Consider the following 15,501-nt stretch of genomic DNA (forward strand, 5'->3'; position numbering starts at 1 on the left):
GATCGTCATGAACTGCCCCACGTGCCGCCAGGACCTGCCGGAGGACGCCAGGTTCTGCTCGTCCTGCGGGACGCCGTGCGCCGCCGCTGCCGCCACTCCCGGGGAGGACGAACGCAAGCCGGTGACGGTGCTCTTCTGCGACCTCGTCGGCTCCACCGCCCTGTCGGGCGTACTGGACCCGGAGACCCTGCGCACGGTGACCCTGCGGTACTTCGAGGCGATGAGCGCGCAGATCGTGGCACGGGGCGGCACTCCGGAGAAGTTCATCGGCGATGCCGTGATGGCGGTGTTCGGTGTGCCGGTGGTCCGGGAGGACGACGCCCGGCGTGCGCTGGCCGCGGCGCTCGGCATGCGGGACGCATTGGCCGCGCTCAACGAGGAGCTGCGCACCACGCTCGGCATCACGCTGGCGACCCGGATCGGCGTCAACACCGGTCAGGTGGTGGCCGGTGGCGATGCGACGGCCCGGCAGGCCCTGGTGTCGGGAGAGACCGTCAACATCGCCGCGCGACTGGAGCAGCACGCCGGCGCCGGCGAGATCCTCATCGGTCCGGACACCCTGCTCGCCGCCGGGCCCACGGTCTCCGCCGAACCCACCGGACCGCTCCGGCTGAAGGGCAAGCAGGACAGCGTGGAGGCCTACCGGCTGCTGGCCCTGGGCGCGGACGATCCGGCGCTGCTGCGCCGCTTCGACGTGCCCTTCGTCGGACGCCACGCCGAGCAGGGCGCGCTGGACGCGGCACTGTCGGACACCGTGCGCGAGGGGCGGGCCGGTCTGTTGCGCGTCGCCGGTGAGCCCGGCATCGGAAAGACCCGGCTGATCCGGGAGTGGCTGGCACGGCGCTCGGCCTCGGGAGCCCTCGCCCACGGCGCCGGCCGGTGCCGCGCGCACGGCGACCAGGGCACGCTGACCCCCCTCGCCGACGCCCTGCGCGGCCTGCCGGACCTCGCCGCCGCCCCGGGACCGTCGGAGGGCCGCGCTCCGCGGTCCGGCACGGCGGCCGACGACGCCATGGCCCTGCTCTCCGCGGGCGTGCTGCGCGACGGTACGCCGAACGCCCCGTTCGAGGACCTGTGCGCCGCCCTGACCACGACGCTGGGCCGGGCCGCCCGGCATCGGCCCTTCGTGCTGGTGCTCGACGACACGCACGAGGCGGCACCCCTGCTGATGCGCACGCTGGAACGGCTGGCGGACGGCTCGGGGCCGGCCGGTGTGCTGATGGTCTGTGTGGGCCGCCCGGACGGGACCGCCGACACCGAGGGCTGCCTCCAGCTCACGGGGCTGCCCCGCGAGGAGAGCGTCCGCCTGGCCGACCTGCTGGTACGGCTCGACGGCGGCGCGGGGCCGGTGGACGAGCGGCTCCTGTCCCGCGCCGAGGGCAATCCGCTCCATCTGGAACAGCTGCTGGTCGGCGGCCGGGGTGACGCCCTCGCCGCGGACGGGCCCGGCGCCGGACTGCCGCCCACGCTCCAGGCCCTGCTCGGTGCCCGGATCGGGGCACTGGCCCGGACGGAGCGGACCGTGGTCGATCTCGCCGCCGTGGTCGGCCGCGAGTTCACCGCGGTGGAGCTCCTCCTGCTGGAGACGTCCGCGCGGCTGGCGGAGCGGCGGGCCCCCGCGGTGGTCGAGGTGTCCTCCGCCGAGCGGGCGCACCATCTGGGGCGTATCGAGGAGGTGCTGGCGGCGCTGACCGGGCGGCGGCTGGTGGAACCGGCGCCCGGGGCGGGTCCGGCGGCCTACCGGTTCAGCAGCGGGCTGGTGCACGAGGTGACGTACGCGTCGCTGTCCAAACGCGCCAAGGCCGACCGCCACGCCTGGGCGGCCGAACTGCCCAGGGTGCTGCGGGCCGGGGACGGCGCCGTCGGGGGCCATCTCGAACGTGCCTGCCGCTACCGGGCCGAGCTCGGGCTGCTCGACGACAGGACCCTGCAGTTGCGCGGCCGCGCGGCCGCCGCGCTGGGCCGCGCCGGAGCCCAGGCCGCGTCACGGTCCGACCTCACGTGGGCGGACGACCTGCTGGAGCGGGCGGTCGAGCTGGACCCGGACGACGCGGGCTCGGTCCGCAGACTCGGTGAGGTCCGGGTGGCCCTCGGGCAGACCGGGAGCGGGGCCGCTCTGCTGCGCCGGGTCGGCGAACTGGACTCGGCGTCGGTGGAGTCCGCGCACGCCAGGCTCGCGCTCGCCGTGCTGGATCCCTCGGGCCCCGGCCCCGGGCTCACCGCCACGGCGCGGGCGGTGCTGCCGGTCTTCGAGGCGGCCGGGGACGCGGTCGGCCGGGCCAGGTCCCACCTGAGGCTGGCCCAGCACCTCCAGCAGGCCGGCCGCCACGAGGAGGCGGAACGCGATCAGGCGTGTGCACTGGAGCAGGCGGTCCTGGCGGGGGCCGAACCGGAACGGGCCGGCGCCCTCGGAGCCATCGGCATCTCCCTCTGGCGCGGTCCGGTGCCCGCCCCCGAGGCGGTGGCCCGCTGCCGCGCGCTGCTGGCCGCGCACGGCGAGGGCCGCCCCACCGTCCGGCTCACCCTGAACTGCCCTCTGGCGGTGCTGTACGCGCTCCAGGACCGGCCCCGCGAAGCACGTTCCTGCCTCTCCGAGGCCCAGGAGCTCGCGGGGAAGCTGCGGTTCGCCGAGGCGGAGGTGTTCCTGCCGGTGTTCGGGGCCGCCGTGGAGGCGCTGCTCGGACACGGCACCGCGGCACTGGAACTGCTGGTGAGGGCCGACGAGGCGGCCCGGCACGCCGACGCGGGCGGTCTGCGGACCGCCGTGGCACTGGACGCGGCCCGGATCGAGCTCGACGGGGGCCGGACAGGGCGGGCGGCCGCCTGGATCGCGGGGGTCGGGGAGGCGGCGGAGCTGAGCCATGCGGACGCCGTCGACCTGAACGGGCTGCGGGCCCGGCTGGCCGCCGCGGGCGGACGTCCGGTGGAGGCCGCCGGCCACGCGGACCGGGCCGTGCGGGCGTCGCTGCTCACGGACTCCCCGCTGGTCCGGGCGACGGCGGAGCTGGACCGGGCCCGCACCCTGTTCGCCCTGGGCCGGCGGGCTCCCGCTCTGGCCTCGGCGCGTGCGGCGCGGGAGCACTTCGTGAGCAAGGGGCATCTGCCGGGGGCCCGGCTGGCCGCCGGCTGCGTGCCGGACGAGGCCATGGTCATCACGACGGAGAGGAGCTGACCGATGGGAACGGCAGGAACAGGCACGGTGCCGGGGCAGGGGCTCACCTGGAGCCTGCGCGGACGCGGCCCCGATGACGTACCGGTGCCCGCGGACGTGGGGCCGCCGGGCGGCCTGCCCGCGAAGCAGGCGACGGGGCGCGGCGTGCGGGTGTGCGTGGTGGATTCGGGCGTGGAGCTCGACCACCCGCTGGTGGGCCCGGTGGAGAGTTCGTGGGTGGTGGTCAAGGACCCGGAGAGCGGGGCGATCACGGTCGAGCCGACGGACACCGGGGACACCTGCGGGCACGGCACGGCCTGCGCGGGGATCATCCGCCGCACCGCCCCCGACTGCGAGATCCACAGCGTGCGGGTGCTGGGCGAGCGCTTCTCCGGCACCGGTGACGTCCTGATGGCCGGGCTCCGGTGGGCCGTGGAGCAGCGCTTCGACGTGGTGAACCTGAGCCTGTCGACCACCCGGGCCCGTTTCGCAGCCGAGCTGCACGGGCTGGCCGACCAGGCCTACTTCGGCCGTACGGTGATCGTCGCGTCGGCGCACAACACCCCGGTGGAGAGCTTCCCCTGGCGGTTCGCCTCGGTGATCTCCGTGGGCAGCCACCAGGAGGACGACGAGCTGCACCTGTACAACCCGGAGCCGCCGGTGGAGTTCTTCGGGCCGGGGCAGAACGTGTCGGTGCCGTGGCTGGGCGGCACGACGATCCGCACCACCGGGAACAGCTTCGCCACCCCGTACGTCGCGGGGCTCTGTGCCCGGGTCCTCTCCGGGCATCCCAGCATGACGGCCTTTCAGCTCAAGAACGCCCTCTATCTGTCCGCGGCCAACGTGCACGCGGACCCGCGTCCCTCCACTGCGGCAGGAGATACCCGTGACGACTCCGAGAACTGACGCCATGCTCCCTCCGGCGTCCTTCCCCGCGCCCGGCCCGGGTGACGCAGCCCGCCACGAGCTGCTCCAGTCGGTCGTCGACGTGGCGCGCGCCATCTTCGGGGCGGCGGCGAGCTCCGTCTGCCTGCTGGACGAGGAGGCGGACGAGCTGGTCTTCCAGGCGGTCTCCGGGGAGGGCGAGGAGTTCCTGGTGGGGCGCCGGTTCCCCGCGGGGCGCGGCATCGCCGGCTGGGTGGCGACCTCGGGCGAGCCGATGATCGTCGACGACCTGAGCCGGAACACGTCCTTCGACCGCTCACTGGCGGAGTCCACGGAGTACGTCCCGGACGCCTTGATGGCCGCCCCGCTGATCAGCGACGCGCGCGTCCTCGGGGTGCTGGAGGTGCTGGACCCCTCCCCCCAGACCCGGTCGGACGTCCGCGAACTGGACCTGCTGGCGATGTTCGCCCGGCAGGCGGCGGCCGCTCTGCGGGTGCTCGCCGCGCAGCCGGGCACCGGGGGGCGGGCGCTGGAGGGTGAGCGGCGGGAGGACGCGTTGCAGCTGCTCGGCAGCCTGGAGCGGCTGCTGCGGGGCACCGGCTGAGCGCCCGTACGCTGGGCGTCGCGCGGGAGTGACGGCCGGGTCCGAAGGGCAGGAGCCGGGAGAGAGCCGGGCAGTTCCCGCGCCGGCCCCCTGTGGAAGGACACACCGTGAAACTCGCTTTCTCGACCCTCGGAGTCCCCGGGATGCCCGTGGCGGACGTGGTGCGCCTCGCCGCCGGGAACGGGTACCACGGGGTGGAGCTGCGCGCCCATCCCGAGGAGCCGGTCCACCCCGGCCTCACCGCGCTCGAACGGGCCGCCGTCGTCGAGGAGTTCAAGCGGGGCGGGGTCGAGATCCTCACCGTCGCCGGATATGTGAGGGTGGCGTCCGAGGGCGAGGACGGGCCGGTGCTCGCGGCGCTCGCCGACCTGGTGGAGCTGGCCCGCGACCTGGGCGCCCCGTACGTCAGGGTGTTCCCCGGCGGCGGGGACCAGGACGCCGCGGAGGCGGACGCCATCGCCGCCCGGCGGCTGGGGGCAGCCGCGCCGCACGCCGCCGAACTGGGCGTGCGGATCCTCCTGGAGACCCATGACTCGCACCGGGCCGGAGCCGACGTGGCACGGGTCGTGGGCACGGTCGGGCACGGGCAGATCGGCGCGATCTGGGACGTCATGCACACCTGGCTGGCCGGCGAGGAGCCCGCGGCCACCCACGCGGTGCTGGCCCCGCACCTCGGATACGTACAGGTGAAGGACATCGCCTCCGCCGAGGACACCACCCCGCTGGCGCTCGGTGCCGGGACGCTGCCGCTGAAGGAGTGCCTGGACACGCCCGCATCGGACGGGTGGGTCTGCTGGGAGTACGAGAAGCGCTGGTACCCGGAGGCGGCCGGGCTGCCGGATCTGCTGGCCGCAGGACGGGAGTACCTGCTGGGGCTCGGCGCTCCGAAGCAGTAGGTCAGACCCGCGCCTCCTTGATCACCTGTACGGGGGGTGCGGCGGCACGACGGGGGCCGGTCAGGGAGGTCAGTGCCACCCCGCCGACCAGCAGCGCCGCCGCGCACCACCGCAGGGGGCCGATCTCCTCGCCGAGGAGGAGCGCGGCCGAGGACATGCCGAAGACGGGCACCAGCAGGGTGAACGGGGCGACCGACGAGGCCGGGTGGTGGCGGAGCAGGAAGCCCCAGGCGCCGAAGCCGAAGACGGTGGAGATCCAGGCGACGTAGACGACGGTTCCCGCACCGGTCCAGTCGAGCGAGGCCAGGGCCTCGGCGTCCCTCTCCCAGCCCTCGAAGAGCAGGGAGAGGGCGAGCAGCGGCAGCACGGGGACGGTCGAGACCCACACCATGAAGTTGAGGGAGTCCCGCGGGGCCGCCTTGCGGGTGAGCACGTTGGACACGCCCCAGCACGCCGCGGCCAGGACGACCAGGACGAAGGCGAGCACGGGCCCGCCCATGCCCTCGTCGACGGCGGCGACCCCGATACCGGCAAGGGCGACCCCCATCCCCAGGACCCGTCGCCGGCCCGGCCGCTCGGACAGGAACAGGGCGGCGAACACGGCGGTGAAGACGGCCTGGACCTGGAGGACGAGCGAGGAGAGCCCGGCGGGCATCCCCTGGTCCATCCCGATGAAGAGCAGTCCGAACTTGGCCACTCCCAGCGCGAGGCCGACACCGAGGATCCACTTCCATGCCACCGTGGGCCGGCCGACGAGGAACACGGCGGGCAGCGCGGCGACGAGGAAGCGCAGGGCGGAGAAGAGCAGGGGCGGGAAGTGGGCGAGGCCCAGCTCGATGACGACGAAGTTCACACCCCAGACGGCGGCGACCAGCGCGGCCAGGGCGATGTGGAGGGGACGCATGGACCGAGCATCCGACGCCGGGACCATGTAGCACCAGCGCGGATTTCTTCATGGTTGGATTAAGCGCTGCTCATGCTTCCACTTCCTCGGAGGTTCCGGTGCTCGACCTGTCCCGGCTGCGCGCCCTGCACGCCGTCTCCGTCCACGGCTCGGTCGCGGGTGCGGCGGCGGCGCTCGGCTACACCGCCTCGGCGGTCTCGCAGCAGATCACCAAGCTGGAGCGCGAGACCCGTACGACGCTGCTCGAACGGCGTGGGCGCGGGGTGGCGCTCACCGAGGAAGCGATCCATCTGGCCTCCACCGCGCAGCAGTTGCTGGCGATCGTGGAGCAGGCCGAGACGACGCTCGAACAGCGTCGGGGGCAGCCGACGGGACGGCTGACCATCGCCGCGTTCGCCTCCGCCGCGCGCGGGCTGCTGCCGGGGGTGCTGGCGGAACTGGGACGGGAGCACCCGGGGCTGGACGCGCGGCTCACCGAGGTCGATCCGCACCTCTCGGTCGACCTGGTGGCGAAGGGCGTGACCGATCTCGCGGTGGCCCACGACTGGGACATCAGCCCCCTGCCCGCACCGGAGGGCGTCGCGCAGGCGGAGATCGGCGAGGACCGGTGCGATCTGCTGGTGCCGGAGGGGCACCCGCTCGCGGGCCGTGAGGCGGTGCGCCGGGAGGAGCTGGCGACGGAGCGGTGGGTGTGCCAGCCGCCCGGCACGGTGTGCCACGACTGGCTCGTGCGGACGCTGCGGGCGGCCGGGTACGAGCCGGACATCCGGCACCGTGCCGAGGAGAACCACACCCAGCTCGCCCTGGTCGCGGCCGGACTCGGCGTGGCGATGATCCCGCGGCTGGGCAGGGGGCCGCTCCCGGCGGGCGTGGTCGCGGTGCGGCTGGACCCCGTGCCGGTGCGGCGGCTGTACGCGCTGTGGCGGACGGAGGCGGCGCGACGGCCCGCGATCATCGCGGCGGTGTCGGCGCTGCGGAGGGCGTCCGCCGAGGTGCTCGGCGAAACCGGGTGCCGCGACGCCCCGGCCCCGGACTCCACTTCGGCCTGACCCTCCTGGCCACAGCACCCATGTCCGGGCATGTCCACCCGGCGCCCCGCGTGTCCCGGGCATTCTCGGGCGGCCCTCTTGACTGGTAGTTACTTTCCATATATCCGTACCTTCTTGGAAGTTTCTTTCAGCACCGGAAGGGGCTCACGTGCACCACCGCACCTCCAGACGCACCCTCCTCACCGCCACCGCGGCGACCGCCGCGGCCGCGGCAACCGGCGTCGCCGCCCTCCCCGGCACCGCGCAGGCAGCCGCGTCCCGCACGTCCCCCGACAGTCGCCTCAAGCGGCTCATCGCCCGGATGAGCCTGGAGGAGAAGGTCGGCCAGCTCTTCGTGATGCGGGTGTACGGCCACTCCGCCACCGAGCCCGACCAGGCGGACATCGACGCCAATCTCAAGGAGATCGGGGTCCGCGACGCCACCGAGCTGATCTCCACGTACCACGTCGGCGGCATCATCTACTTCGCCTGGGCGCACAACACCCGCGACCCGCACCAGATCGCCGACCTCTCCAACGGCATCCAGCGGGCCGGGCTCGCGGGGCCCACGCCCGTGCCGCTCCTCGTCTCCACGGACCAGGAACACGGCATCGTGTGCCGCGTGGGCGAGCCCGCGACGCTGCTGCCCGGCGCGATGGCGCTGGGCGCGGGCGGTTCACGGACCGACGCGCGGACGGCGGGCCGGATCGCGGGCGCCGAGCTCGCGGCCCTGGGGATCAACCAGAACTACGCGCCGGACGCAGACGTCAACGTCAACCCGGCCAACCCCGTCATCGGCGTACGCTCCTTCGGCTCCGACCCGGAGTCGGTCGCCGGGATGGTCACGGCGCAGGTGAAGGGCTATCAGAGCTCCGGCGTCGCTTCCACCGCCAAGCACTTCCCGGGCCACGGGGACACCAGCACCGACAGCCACACCGGCCTGCCCGTCATCAGCCACACCCGCGAGCAGTGGGCCGAGCTGGACGCCCCGCCGTTCCGGGCGGCCGTCGCCGCCGGGATCGACTCGATCATGACGGCCCACATCGTGGTGCCCGCCCTGGACCCGTCGGAGGACCCGGCCACCCTGTCGCACCCGATCCTCACCGGCATCCTGCGCGAGGAGCTCGGCTACGACGGTGTGGTGGTCACCGACGCCCTGGGGATGGAGGGAGTCCGCACGAAGTACGGCGACGAGCGCGTCCCCGTCCTCGCCCTGCTGGCCGGCGTCGACCAGTTGCTGAACCCGCCGGACCTCAAGGTCGCCTGGAACGCCGTCCTGAACGCGGTGCGGAGCGGCGAGATCAGCGAGGCCCGCATCGAGGAATCGATTCTGCGCATCCTGCGGCTGAAGACGAGGCTGGGGCTGTTCCGGGACCCGTACGTCACCCACCGGGGCGTCGACCGCACGGTCGGCATCCGGTCCCACCTCGCCGACGCGGACAGGATCGCCGAGCGTACGACGACGCTGCTCGCCAACGCCGGTTCGCTGCTGCCCCTCTCCCGCCGTTCCCACAGGAACGTGCTGGTGGTCGGAGCCGATCCCGCCTCCCCCTCCGGCACGACGGGGCCCCCGACGACCACCCTCGCCGGAGCCTTCACGGAGCTGGGCTACGCGGCGACCGCGCTGTCCACCGGCACGGCCCCGACCCAGGCGAAGATCGCGGAGGCGGTGGCCGCGGCACAGGGCAAGGACGCGGTGGTCGTGGGAACGTACAACGTCACGGCGACCAGCACGCAGCGCACCCTGGTCAGCGCGCTCGTGGCGACCGGCGTCCCGGTGATCACGCTGGCGATCCGGAATCCGTACGACATCGCCCAGCTGGCCGGGACGGGGTACGCCGCGAGCCTGGCCGCGTACTCCTGGACCGATGTGGAACTCCGGGCGGCCGCCCGGGTGATCGCGGGCCGGGCGGAACCGCGGGGCCGGCTCCCGGTGCCCGTACAACGGGCGGACGCCCCCGCGCAGGCGCTGTACCCGGTCGGCTACGGCCTGTCGTACAGGTCCTGAGACAGGCCGGGCCGGGTCCGCCGGGTGTGAGCACACCCGGCGGACCCGGCCCGTCTGCTTGCCGCGGCCCGGGTTACGGCCTCAGCGTGCCCCGGTTCCGCTGGAGTTCGTCGTCCCGCTTGTCGAGGCGGGCGTCGAACTTCGCGAGGGGCTCGGCCTTCGCCGGGTCGGCCTCGACGGCCGCGGGCGCGACCCCGGCCCAGCGCAGGATGGCCGCGGTGGCGTTCGCCTTCTCGTCTGCGACGAGGCCGGCGACCTTGGAGCCGTGGTTGCCGCCGGGGACGGTGTAGACGTAGCTGTCCCTGGCGCCCCTGCCGAGGCGGAAGGGCTCGGCGCCCCACGGGTCGTTCCCGCCGTAGACGTACATCATCCGCCGGGCGTTGTTCCTGACCCAGCTGTCCACGTCGCGCATGGCCGAGTGCTGGAACTTCATCGGGATGGAGCGGGGGACGAAGCTGCGCGGCGGCTGGTAGCCGTAGCGGCTGAGGTCGCCCAGCCAGGGCTGCCGGATGTCGGGCGAGCCGAGCTGGGTGCCGGCCTGGTAGTAGTACGGCGTGTAGGTCTCCAGGCCCTGGTCGGCGTAGGCGGAGAAGCCCGAGATGCCGTCGACGGAGTCCCAGATCTCCTGGTCGGTGGCGGTCGTGGCGTCGGCCGGGATGCTCTCGCAGTCGGCGACCAGGCTGTACTGCCAGAACGCCCAGACGTAGTCCATGACGACGGCCTCGTACGCCTTGTCGAGCGTGCCGACCGTGTTGAAGGTGTAGCCGTTCTCGGCGGCGTACGCCTCGTACTTCTTCTCCAGCGGCTCACGTCGGACGAGCGCCTCGCGCTGCACACCGCTCAGCCGGTCCCGGCACTCCTTGGTCCCGACGCGTGCGAAGAACCGGTCGTACGCCGAATCCTCGTCGTTGACCACGTCGTTGGGGGCGACGTAGGCGACGACGCCGTCCATGTCCTTCGGGTAGAAGCGCTCGAAGTAGGTGGCCGTCATGCCGCCCTTGGACCCGCCCGTGGTGAGCCAGTTCTCCGAGTAGATCTTCTTCAGCGCCTTGAAGACGCGGTGCTGGTCGCTGGCGGCCTGCCAGATGTCGAGCTTCGACCAGTCGGCGGGGGCCGGGCGGGACGGGGTGAAGAAGCGGTACTCCAGGGAGACCTGGTTGCCGTCGATGATCTGCGTCGGCTCGCTGCGGCTGGGGTTGGTCGAGACGTTGTAGCCGCTGGTGAAGAAGACCGTGGGCCGGGTCGTGTCCTTGTGCAGGAGCGTGAGCCGCTGCTCGAAGGTCCCCTTGGACGGGTGCCTGTGGTCGACCGGCTGGGTGTATTCGAGGACGAAGTAGCGGTACCCGGGGTACGGCTTCTCCTCGATCAGGCTCATTCCCGGGATGGCCAGGATGCGGTCCTTGATGTCCTCGCTGCTGCTCTTGCTGCTGCTGGTCGAGCTGCTCTGCTTCGCGGCCGGTTCCGCGGCGGTGGCCGCACCGGTCGAGGCTCCGGTCGCACTCACTGTGCCTATGAGCACCGCGAGCGACAGAACGCCTCTGAGCGCCTTGCGCATGCACCCTCCCCTTGATTCACGACAGTCGCCGTGAACCTAGCGGGGGCAACACCTGCCACGCCAGACCCACTCGCGTGTCAGCACAGGATCCATCCCGTGGAGCCGGAGGATCCCCCGACCGAACCGGAGGCGCGGACACAGCGGTTCAGCGCGTGCGCCGTGACCGGGCCGGCCAGCCGGGTGAAACGGCCGCTGTCGGCGACCGCGTGTCCTCCCCTCGGCTGCAGCGAGACCCGCATCGCCCGCCGTGCCCCCGGCTTCTTGGCGACCGTGACGGCGCACGCGTAGGCGCGGCTCTTGTAGACGCGCAGCGAACCGGTGGAGAAGGCCACCGTCTTGACCAGCCGCCCGGAGCAGGCCGACGCCGCGTGCGCGGGGGCCGACCCGGTGGGGCCCGTCACGAGCCCGAGGGCCCCGAGCAGCGGCAGGACGAGGAGGGCCACCACCGCGCGCCGGCCCCTCGAACGCCCCGCCCGTCCCGACGACCTCTGCGGTCTCACCACACCGTCCACCCCATCCATCCCGATCGCTCCATCGAACACGTCGGCCCACACCGGACACACGTGCGCATGGGTGTACGACGCGGGAAGAGCGTCCTCAGGTTGCGGAACGAGGTCATACGCCTGCCGGGGTGTCCTCGCCTATGCCCTCCCCTATGAAGGTGCGCCACAGCCGGGCGTACGCGCCGTCCCTGGCCAGCAGCTCGTCGTGGGTGCCGTCCTCGGCGACCCTGCCCCGGTCCATCACCACGACCCGGTCCGCGCGCGCGGCCGTCGTCAGCCGGTGGGCGACCACCAGCGTGGTGCGCCGGCCCGCCAGCCGGTCGGTGGCCTGGTTGACCTGGGCCTCACTGGCCAGGTCGAGGGAGGCGGTCGCCTCGTCGAGCAGCAGGATGTCCGGGTCGACCAGCTCGGCGCGGGCGAGCGCGATCAGCTGACGCTGGCCGGCGGAGAGGTTCCGGCCCCGCTCGGCCACCTCGTGCAGATAGCCGTCCTCCAGCGTGGCGATCATGTCGTGCGCGCCGACCGCCCTGGCCGCCGCCTCCACCTGCGCGTCGGTGGCTTCCGGCAGTCCGTAGGCGATGGCGTCCCGGACCGTCCCCTCGAAGAGGTAGGACTCCTGCGGCACGACTCCGAGCCGGTGGCGGTACGCCGTCCTGTCGAGCCGGCGCAGGTCCGTGCCGTCGGCCGTGACCCGCCCGCTCGTCGGGTCGTAGAAGCGGGCGACGAGCTTGACCAGGGTGGACTTGCCCGCCCCCGTCTCGCCGACGAAGGCGACCGTCTGGCCCGCCGGGATCCGCAGGTCGATGCCGGTGAGGGCCTCCTCCTCGCCGGTGTACGCGAACGACACGCCCTCGAACGCGATCTCCCCGCGAAGCGACGTCACGTCCTGCGGCTCGTCGTGGTCGGCCGTGGAGGTCGGCTCCCGCAGGAGCTCCTGGATCCGGCCGAGGGAGACGCTGGCCTGCTGGTAGCCGTCGAAGACCTGGGAGAGCTGCTGCACGGGGGCGAAGAACAGGTCGATGTAGAGCAGGTAGGCGACCAGCGCGCCCGTGGTCAGTGTGCCGTTGTCGACGCGGCCCGCGCCGACGATCAGCACGGCCGCCGCCGCCACCGAGGCCAGCAGCTGCACGAACGGGAAGTAGACCGAGATCAGCCACTGCCCGCGCACCCTTGCCTGGCGGTAGTGGTCGCTGCGCGCCGCGAAGCGCTCGGCCCCGTCGCGCTCGCGCCGGAAGGCCTGCACGATCCGCAGCCCGGAGACGGACTCCTGGAGATCGGCGTTGACGACGCTGATGCGGGTCCGCGCGAGCTCGTACGCCTTGACGCTCCTGCGGCGGAAGAAGAACGTGCCGACGACCAGCAGCGGCAGGGTCGCGAAGACGACCAGGGCCAGCTGGACGTCGAGGACGAGCAGCACCACCGTGATGCCGAAGAAGGTCACGACGGAGACGAAGGCGGTGACCAGGCCGGTCTGCAGGAACGTGGACAGCGCGTCGACGTCGGTCGTCATCCGGGTCATGATCCGGCCGGTCAGCTCGCGCTCGTAGTAGTCGAGGCCGAGCCGCTGGAGCTGCGCGAAGATCTTGAGGCGCAGGGAGTACAGCACGCGCTCGCCAGTGCGGCCCGTCATCCGGGTCTCACCGATCTGGGCCGCCCACTGCACGAGGACGGCGAGCAGGCCGAGGGCGGCCGCCGCCCAGACGGCGCCGAGCGCCAACTTGGTGACGCCGTCGTCGATCCCGTGCCGGATCAGCACGGGCAGGAGCAGGCCCATGCCCGCGTCGACGGCCACCAGCCCCAGACTCACGAGCAGGGGGAGGCCGAAGCCGTGCAGCAGCCTGCGCAGGCCGTACGACTTCTCCGGGCGCACCGCGCTCGCCTCGTCGATGGCGGGGGCGTCGGTGGCCGGGGGAAGCGCCTCGACCTGGGCGAGGAGCTCGGGGGTGGCGGGCATGCCGGCGGCCGCCGCGTCCCGCTGCTCCTCCTTGCGGATCCACAGGCCGGGGGTGACACCGCGCTCGGCGTCGAACTCGGCGTCCAGCTCATCCTGGAGGGCCCGGTCGTCCTCGGGCACGCCGGCCGTGACCGGCTGGTGCCCCGGGGAGGTGCCGCCCATCTCGTCCGGGTCGGTGAGCAGCCGGCGGTAGAGCGCCGAGCGGCGCTCCAGCTCGGCGTGCGTGCCGATGTCGGCGAGCCGTCCCTGGTCGAGGACGGCGATACGGTCGGCGAGGCCGAGGGTGGACCGGCGGTGGGCTATCAGCAGGGTGGTGCGGCCCTCCATGACCTGGGCCAGGACCTCGTGGATCTCGTGCTCGACACGTGCGTCGACGGCGGAGGTGGCGTCGTCGAGGAGCAGCAGGCGGGGGTCGGTGAGGAGGGCGCGGGCCAGCGCGACACGCTGGCGCTGCCCTCCGGAGAGGGTGAGCCCGTGCTCCCCGACCTTGGTGTCGTACCCCTCGGGCAGCGCCGAGATGAAGCCGTGCGCCTGGGCGGCGCGCGCGGCCCGCTCGATCTGCTCCTGGGTGGCGCCCGGCCGGCCGTAGGCGATGTTGGCGCCGACGGACTCGGAGAAGAGGAAGCTGTCCTCCGGTACGAGGCCGATGGCGGCCCGCAGCGAGTCCTGGGTGAGCTCCCGGACGTCGTGGCCGCCGACCAGGACGGCGCCGTGCGACACGTCGTAGAAGCGGGGCAGCAGGAGCGAGACGGTGGACTTGCCGCTGCCGGAGGCTCCGACGACGGCCACGGTCTCGCCCGGTTCGATGATGAGGGAGAAGCCGTCGAGGACCGGGCGGTCCTCGTCGTAGCCGAAGCGGACGTCGTCGAACTCGACGCTCGCGGGCGCGTCGGCGGGAAGCCTCTTTGTGCCGTCCTGCATGGAGGGCTCGGTGTCGATCAGCTCCAGGACCCGCTCCACACCGGCCCTGGCCTGCTGGCCGACCGTGAGGACCATGGCGAGCATCCGGACCGGGCCGACGAGCTGGGCGAGGTAGGTGGAGAAGGCGACGAACGTGCCGAGCGTGATCTCGCCCCTGGTCGCGAGCCATCCGCCGAGGGCCAGCATCGCGACCTGGCCGAGCGAGGGGACGGCCTGGAGCGCCGGGGTGTAGCGGGAGTTCAGCCGGATCGTGCGCAGCCGGCCGGCGAAGAGCCTGCGGCTGACCTCACGGAGCTTGCCGGTCTCCTGCTCCTCCTGGCCGAAGCCCTTCACGACCCGGACGCCGGAGACGGCCCCGTCCACCACGCCGGCCACGGCCGCGGCCTGGCTCTGGGCGTACCAGGTGGCGGGGAAGAGGCGGGCCTTGGAGCGGCGGGCGATGAACCAGAGGGCGGGGGCGACGGCGAGGGCGACGAGGGTCAGTGGCAGCGAGAGCCACGCCATGATCACCAGGGAGATGACGAAGAGCAGGACGTTCCCGATGGTCATCGGGAGCATGAAGAGAAGGCCCTGGATCAGCTGCAGGTCGCTGGTGGCACGCCCGACGACCTGCCCGGTGGAGAGCTCGTCCTGGCGCTTCCCGTCGAGCCGGGTGAGGGTGTCGTACATCTCGGTCCGCAGGTCGTGCTGGACGTCGAGGGCGAGCCGGCCGCCGTAGTAGCGGCGGACGAACGTGGCGGCGTAGACGATCAGGGCCGCACCGATGAGCAGGCCCGTCCACACGCCGAGGGAGCGGGTGTGGCTGCCGACGACGTCGTCGATGATCACCTTGGTGATGAGCGGGACGAGCGCCATCACGCCCATGCCCGCGAGCGACGAGCCCAGCGCCAGCACCACGTTCCGGCGGTAGCGCCAGGCGTATCCGCCCAGCCGCCTGCCCCACCCCTGCTGCTCCGCGCCCTGCTGCTCCGCGCCCGCCACCCGTGCCTCCATATGTCCCCGTCGCCCCGCCTGACCTACCGCATGTCACCAACGCGGCCGGCGGCGGATTTCATCCTTCCGCAACAATTCTCGGCCGATGGGCGGAGCCGG

At 73.2% G+C, this 15,501-nt stretch carries 10 protein-coding genes; 6 read left to right on the forward strand and 4 right to left on the reverse strand.

What is annotated here, in order from left to right:
* The first annotated feature begins 7 nt into the window (after positions 1-7).
* From ACFUNE_RS01815 to ACFUNE_RS01830, 4 genes are all read left to right on the forward strand, one after another.
* Positions 8-3,172, forward strand: a complete 3,165-nt coding sequence (locus ACFUNE_RS01815; RefSeq protein ID WP_383561126.1) for an adenylate/guanylate cyclase domain-containing protein — start codon at positions 8-10, stop codon at positions 3,170-3,172.
* 3 nt (positions 3,173-3,175) lie between these two features.
* Entirely contained in the window at positions 3,176-4,057 is an 882-nt protein-coding gene (locus ACFUNE_RS01820; RefSeq protein WP_383561128.1) for a S8 family serine peptidase, read from the forward strand.
* A 4-nt stretch (positions 4,058-4,061) separates the two neighbouring features.
* Complete coding sequence (locus ACFUNE_RS01825) at positions 4,062-4,640, forward strand: GAF domain-containing protein (protein WP_383561676.1); 579 nt, start codon at positions 4,062-4,064, stop codon at positions 4,638-4,640.
* Positions 4,641-4,747: 107 nt separating this feature from the next.
* Positions 4,748-5,536 (forward strand): sugar phosphate isomerase/epimerase family protein, encoded by a 789-nt coding sequence (locus ACFUNE_RS01830; protein ID WP_383561130.1) that lies wholly within the window; start codon positions 4,748-4,750, stop codon positions 5,534-5,536.
* Between the two features lies 1 nt (position 5,537).
* On the opposite strand, the gene ACFUNE_RS01835 is transcribed toward ACFUNE_RS01830, so the two are convergent.
* Positions 5,538-6,440, reverse strand: coding sequence for an EamA family transporter (locus ACFUNE_RS01835; protein ID WP_383561132.1), 903 nt, complete (start codon positions 6,438-6,440; stop codon positions 5,538-5,540).
* A 98-nt stretch (positions 6,441-6,538) separates the two neighbouring features.
* Between ACFUNE_RS01835 and ACFUNE_RS01840 the strand changes: the two genes are divergently transcribed.
* Both ACFUNE_RS01840 and ACFUNE_RS01845 read left to right on the forward strand, forming a co-directional pair.
* A complete protein-coding gene (locus tag ACFUNE_RS01840) occupies positions 6,539-7,489 on the forward strand; it encodes a LysR family transcriptional regulator (RefSeq protein WP_383561134.1) in 951 nt (316 codons plus the stop codon).
* A gap of 148 nt (positions 7,490-7,637) precedes the next feature.
* Entirely contained in the window at positions 7,638-9,476 is a 1,839-nt protein-coding gene (locus ACFUNE_RS01845) for a glycoside hydrolase family 3 protein (RefSeq protein ID WP_383561136.1), read from the forward strand.
* A 73-nt stretch (positions 9,477-9,549) separates the two neighbouring features.
* On the opposite strand, the gene ACFUNE_RS01850 is transcribed toward ACFUNE_RS01845, so the two are convergent.
* From ACFUNE_RS01850 to ACFUNE_RS01860, 3 genes are all read right to left on the reverse strand, one after another.
* Entirely contained in the window at positions 9,550-11,031 is a 1,482-nt protein-coding gene (locus tag ACFUNE_RS01850) for a S28 family serine protease (RefSeq protein WP_383561138.1), read from the reverse strand.
* Between the two features lie 77 nt (positions 11,032-11,108).
* Complete coding sequence (locus tag ACFUNE_RS01855) at positions 11,109-11,552, reverse strand: hypothetical protein (RefSeq protein ID WP_383561140.1); 444 nt, start codon at positions 11,550-11,552, stop codon at positions 11,109-11,111.
* A gap of 94 nt (positions 11,553-11,646) precedes the next feature.
* Positions 11,647-15,402: an ABC transporter ATP-binding protein gene (locus tag ACFUNE_RS01860; RefSeq protein ID WP_383561142.1), complete on the reverse strand. Its 3,756-nt coding sequence runs from the start codon at positions 15,400-15,402 to the stop codon at positions 11,647-11,649.
* Positions 15,403-15,501 lie beyond the last annotated feature (99 nt).

It is taken from the genome of Streptomyces sp. NPDC057287 (genome assembly GCF_042667905.1).
Classification (GTDB): Bacteria; Actinomycetota; Actinomycetes; order Streptomycetales; family Streptomycetaceae; genus Streptomyces.

Coding starts and splice junctions, on each gene's coding strand:
- ACFUNE_RS01815 (WP_383561126.1), top strand. CDS start 8: ATGAACTGCCCCACGTGCCGCCAGGACCTGCCGGAGGACGCCAGGTTC.
- ACFUNE_RS01820 (WP_383561128.1), top strand. CDS start 3,176: ATGGGAACGGCAGGAACAGGCACGGTGCCGGGGCAGGGGCTCACCTGG.
- ACFUNE_RS01825 (WP_383561676.1), top strand. CDS start 4,062: ATGCTCCCTCCGGCGTCCTTCCCCGCGCCCGGCCCGGGTGACGCAGCC.
- ACFUNE_RS01835 (WP_383561132.1), bottom strand. CDS start 6,440: ATGCGTCCCCTCCACATCGCCCTGGCCGCGCTGGTCGCCGCCGTCTGG.
- ACFUNE_RS01850 (WP_383561138.1), bottom strand. CDS start 11,031: ATGCGCAAGGCGCTCAGAGGCGTTCTGTCGCTCGCGGTGCTCATAGGC.
- ACFUNE_RS01855 (WP_383561140.1), bottom strand. CDS start 11,552: ATGGATGGGGTGGACGGTGTGGTGAGACCGCAGAGGTCGTCGGGACGG.
- ACFUNE_RS01860 (WP_383561142.1), bottom strand. CDS start 15,402: ATGGAGGCACGGGTGGCGGGCGCGGAGCAGCAGGGCGCGGAGCAGCAG.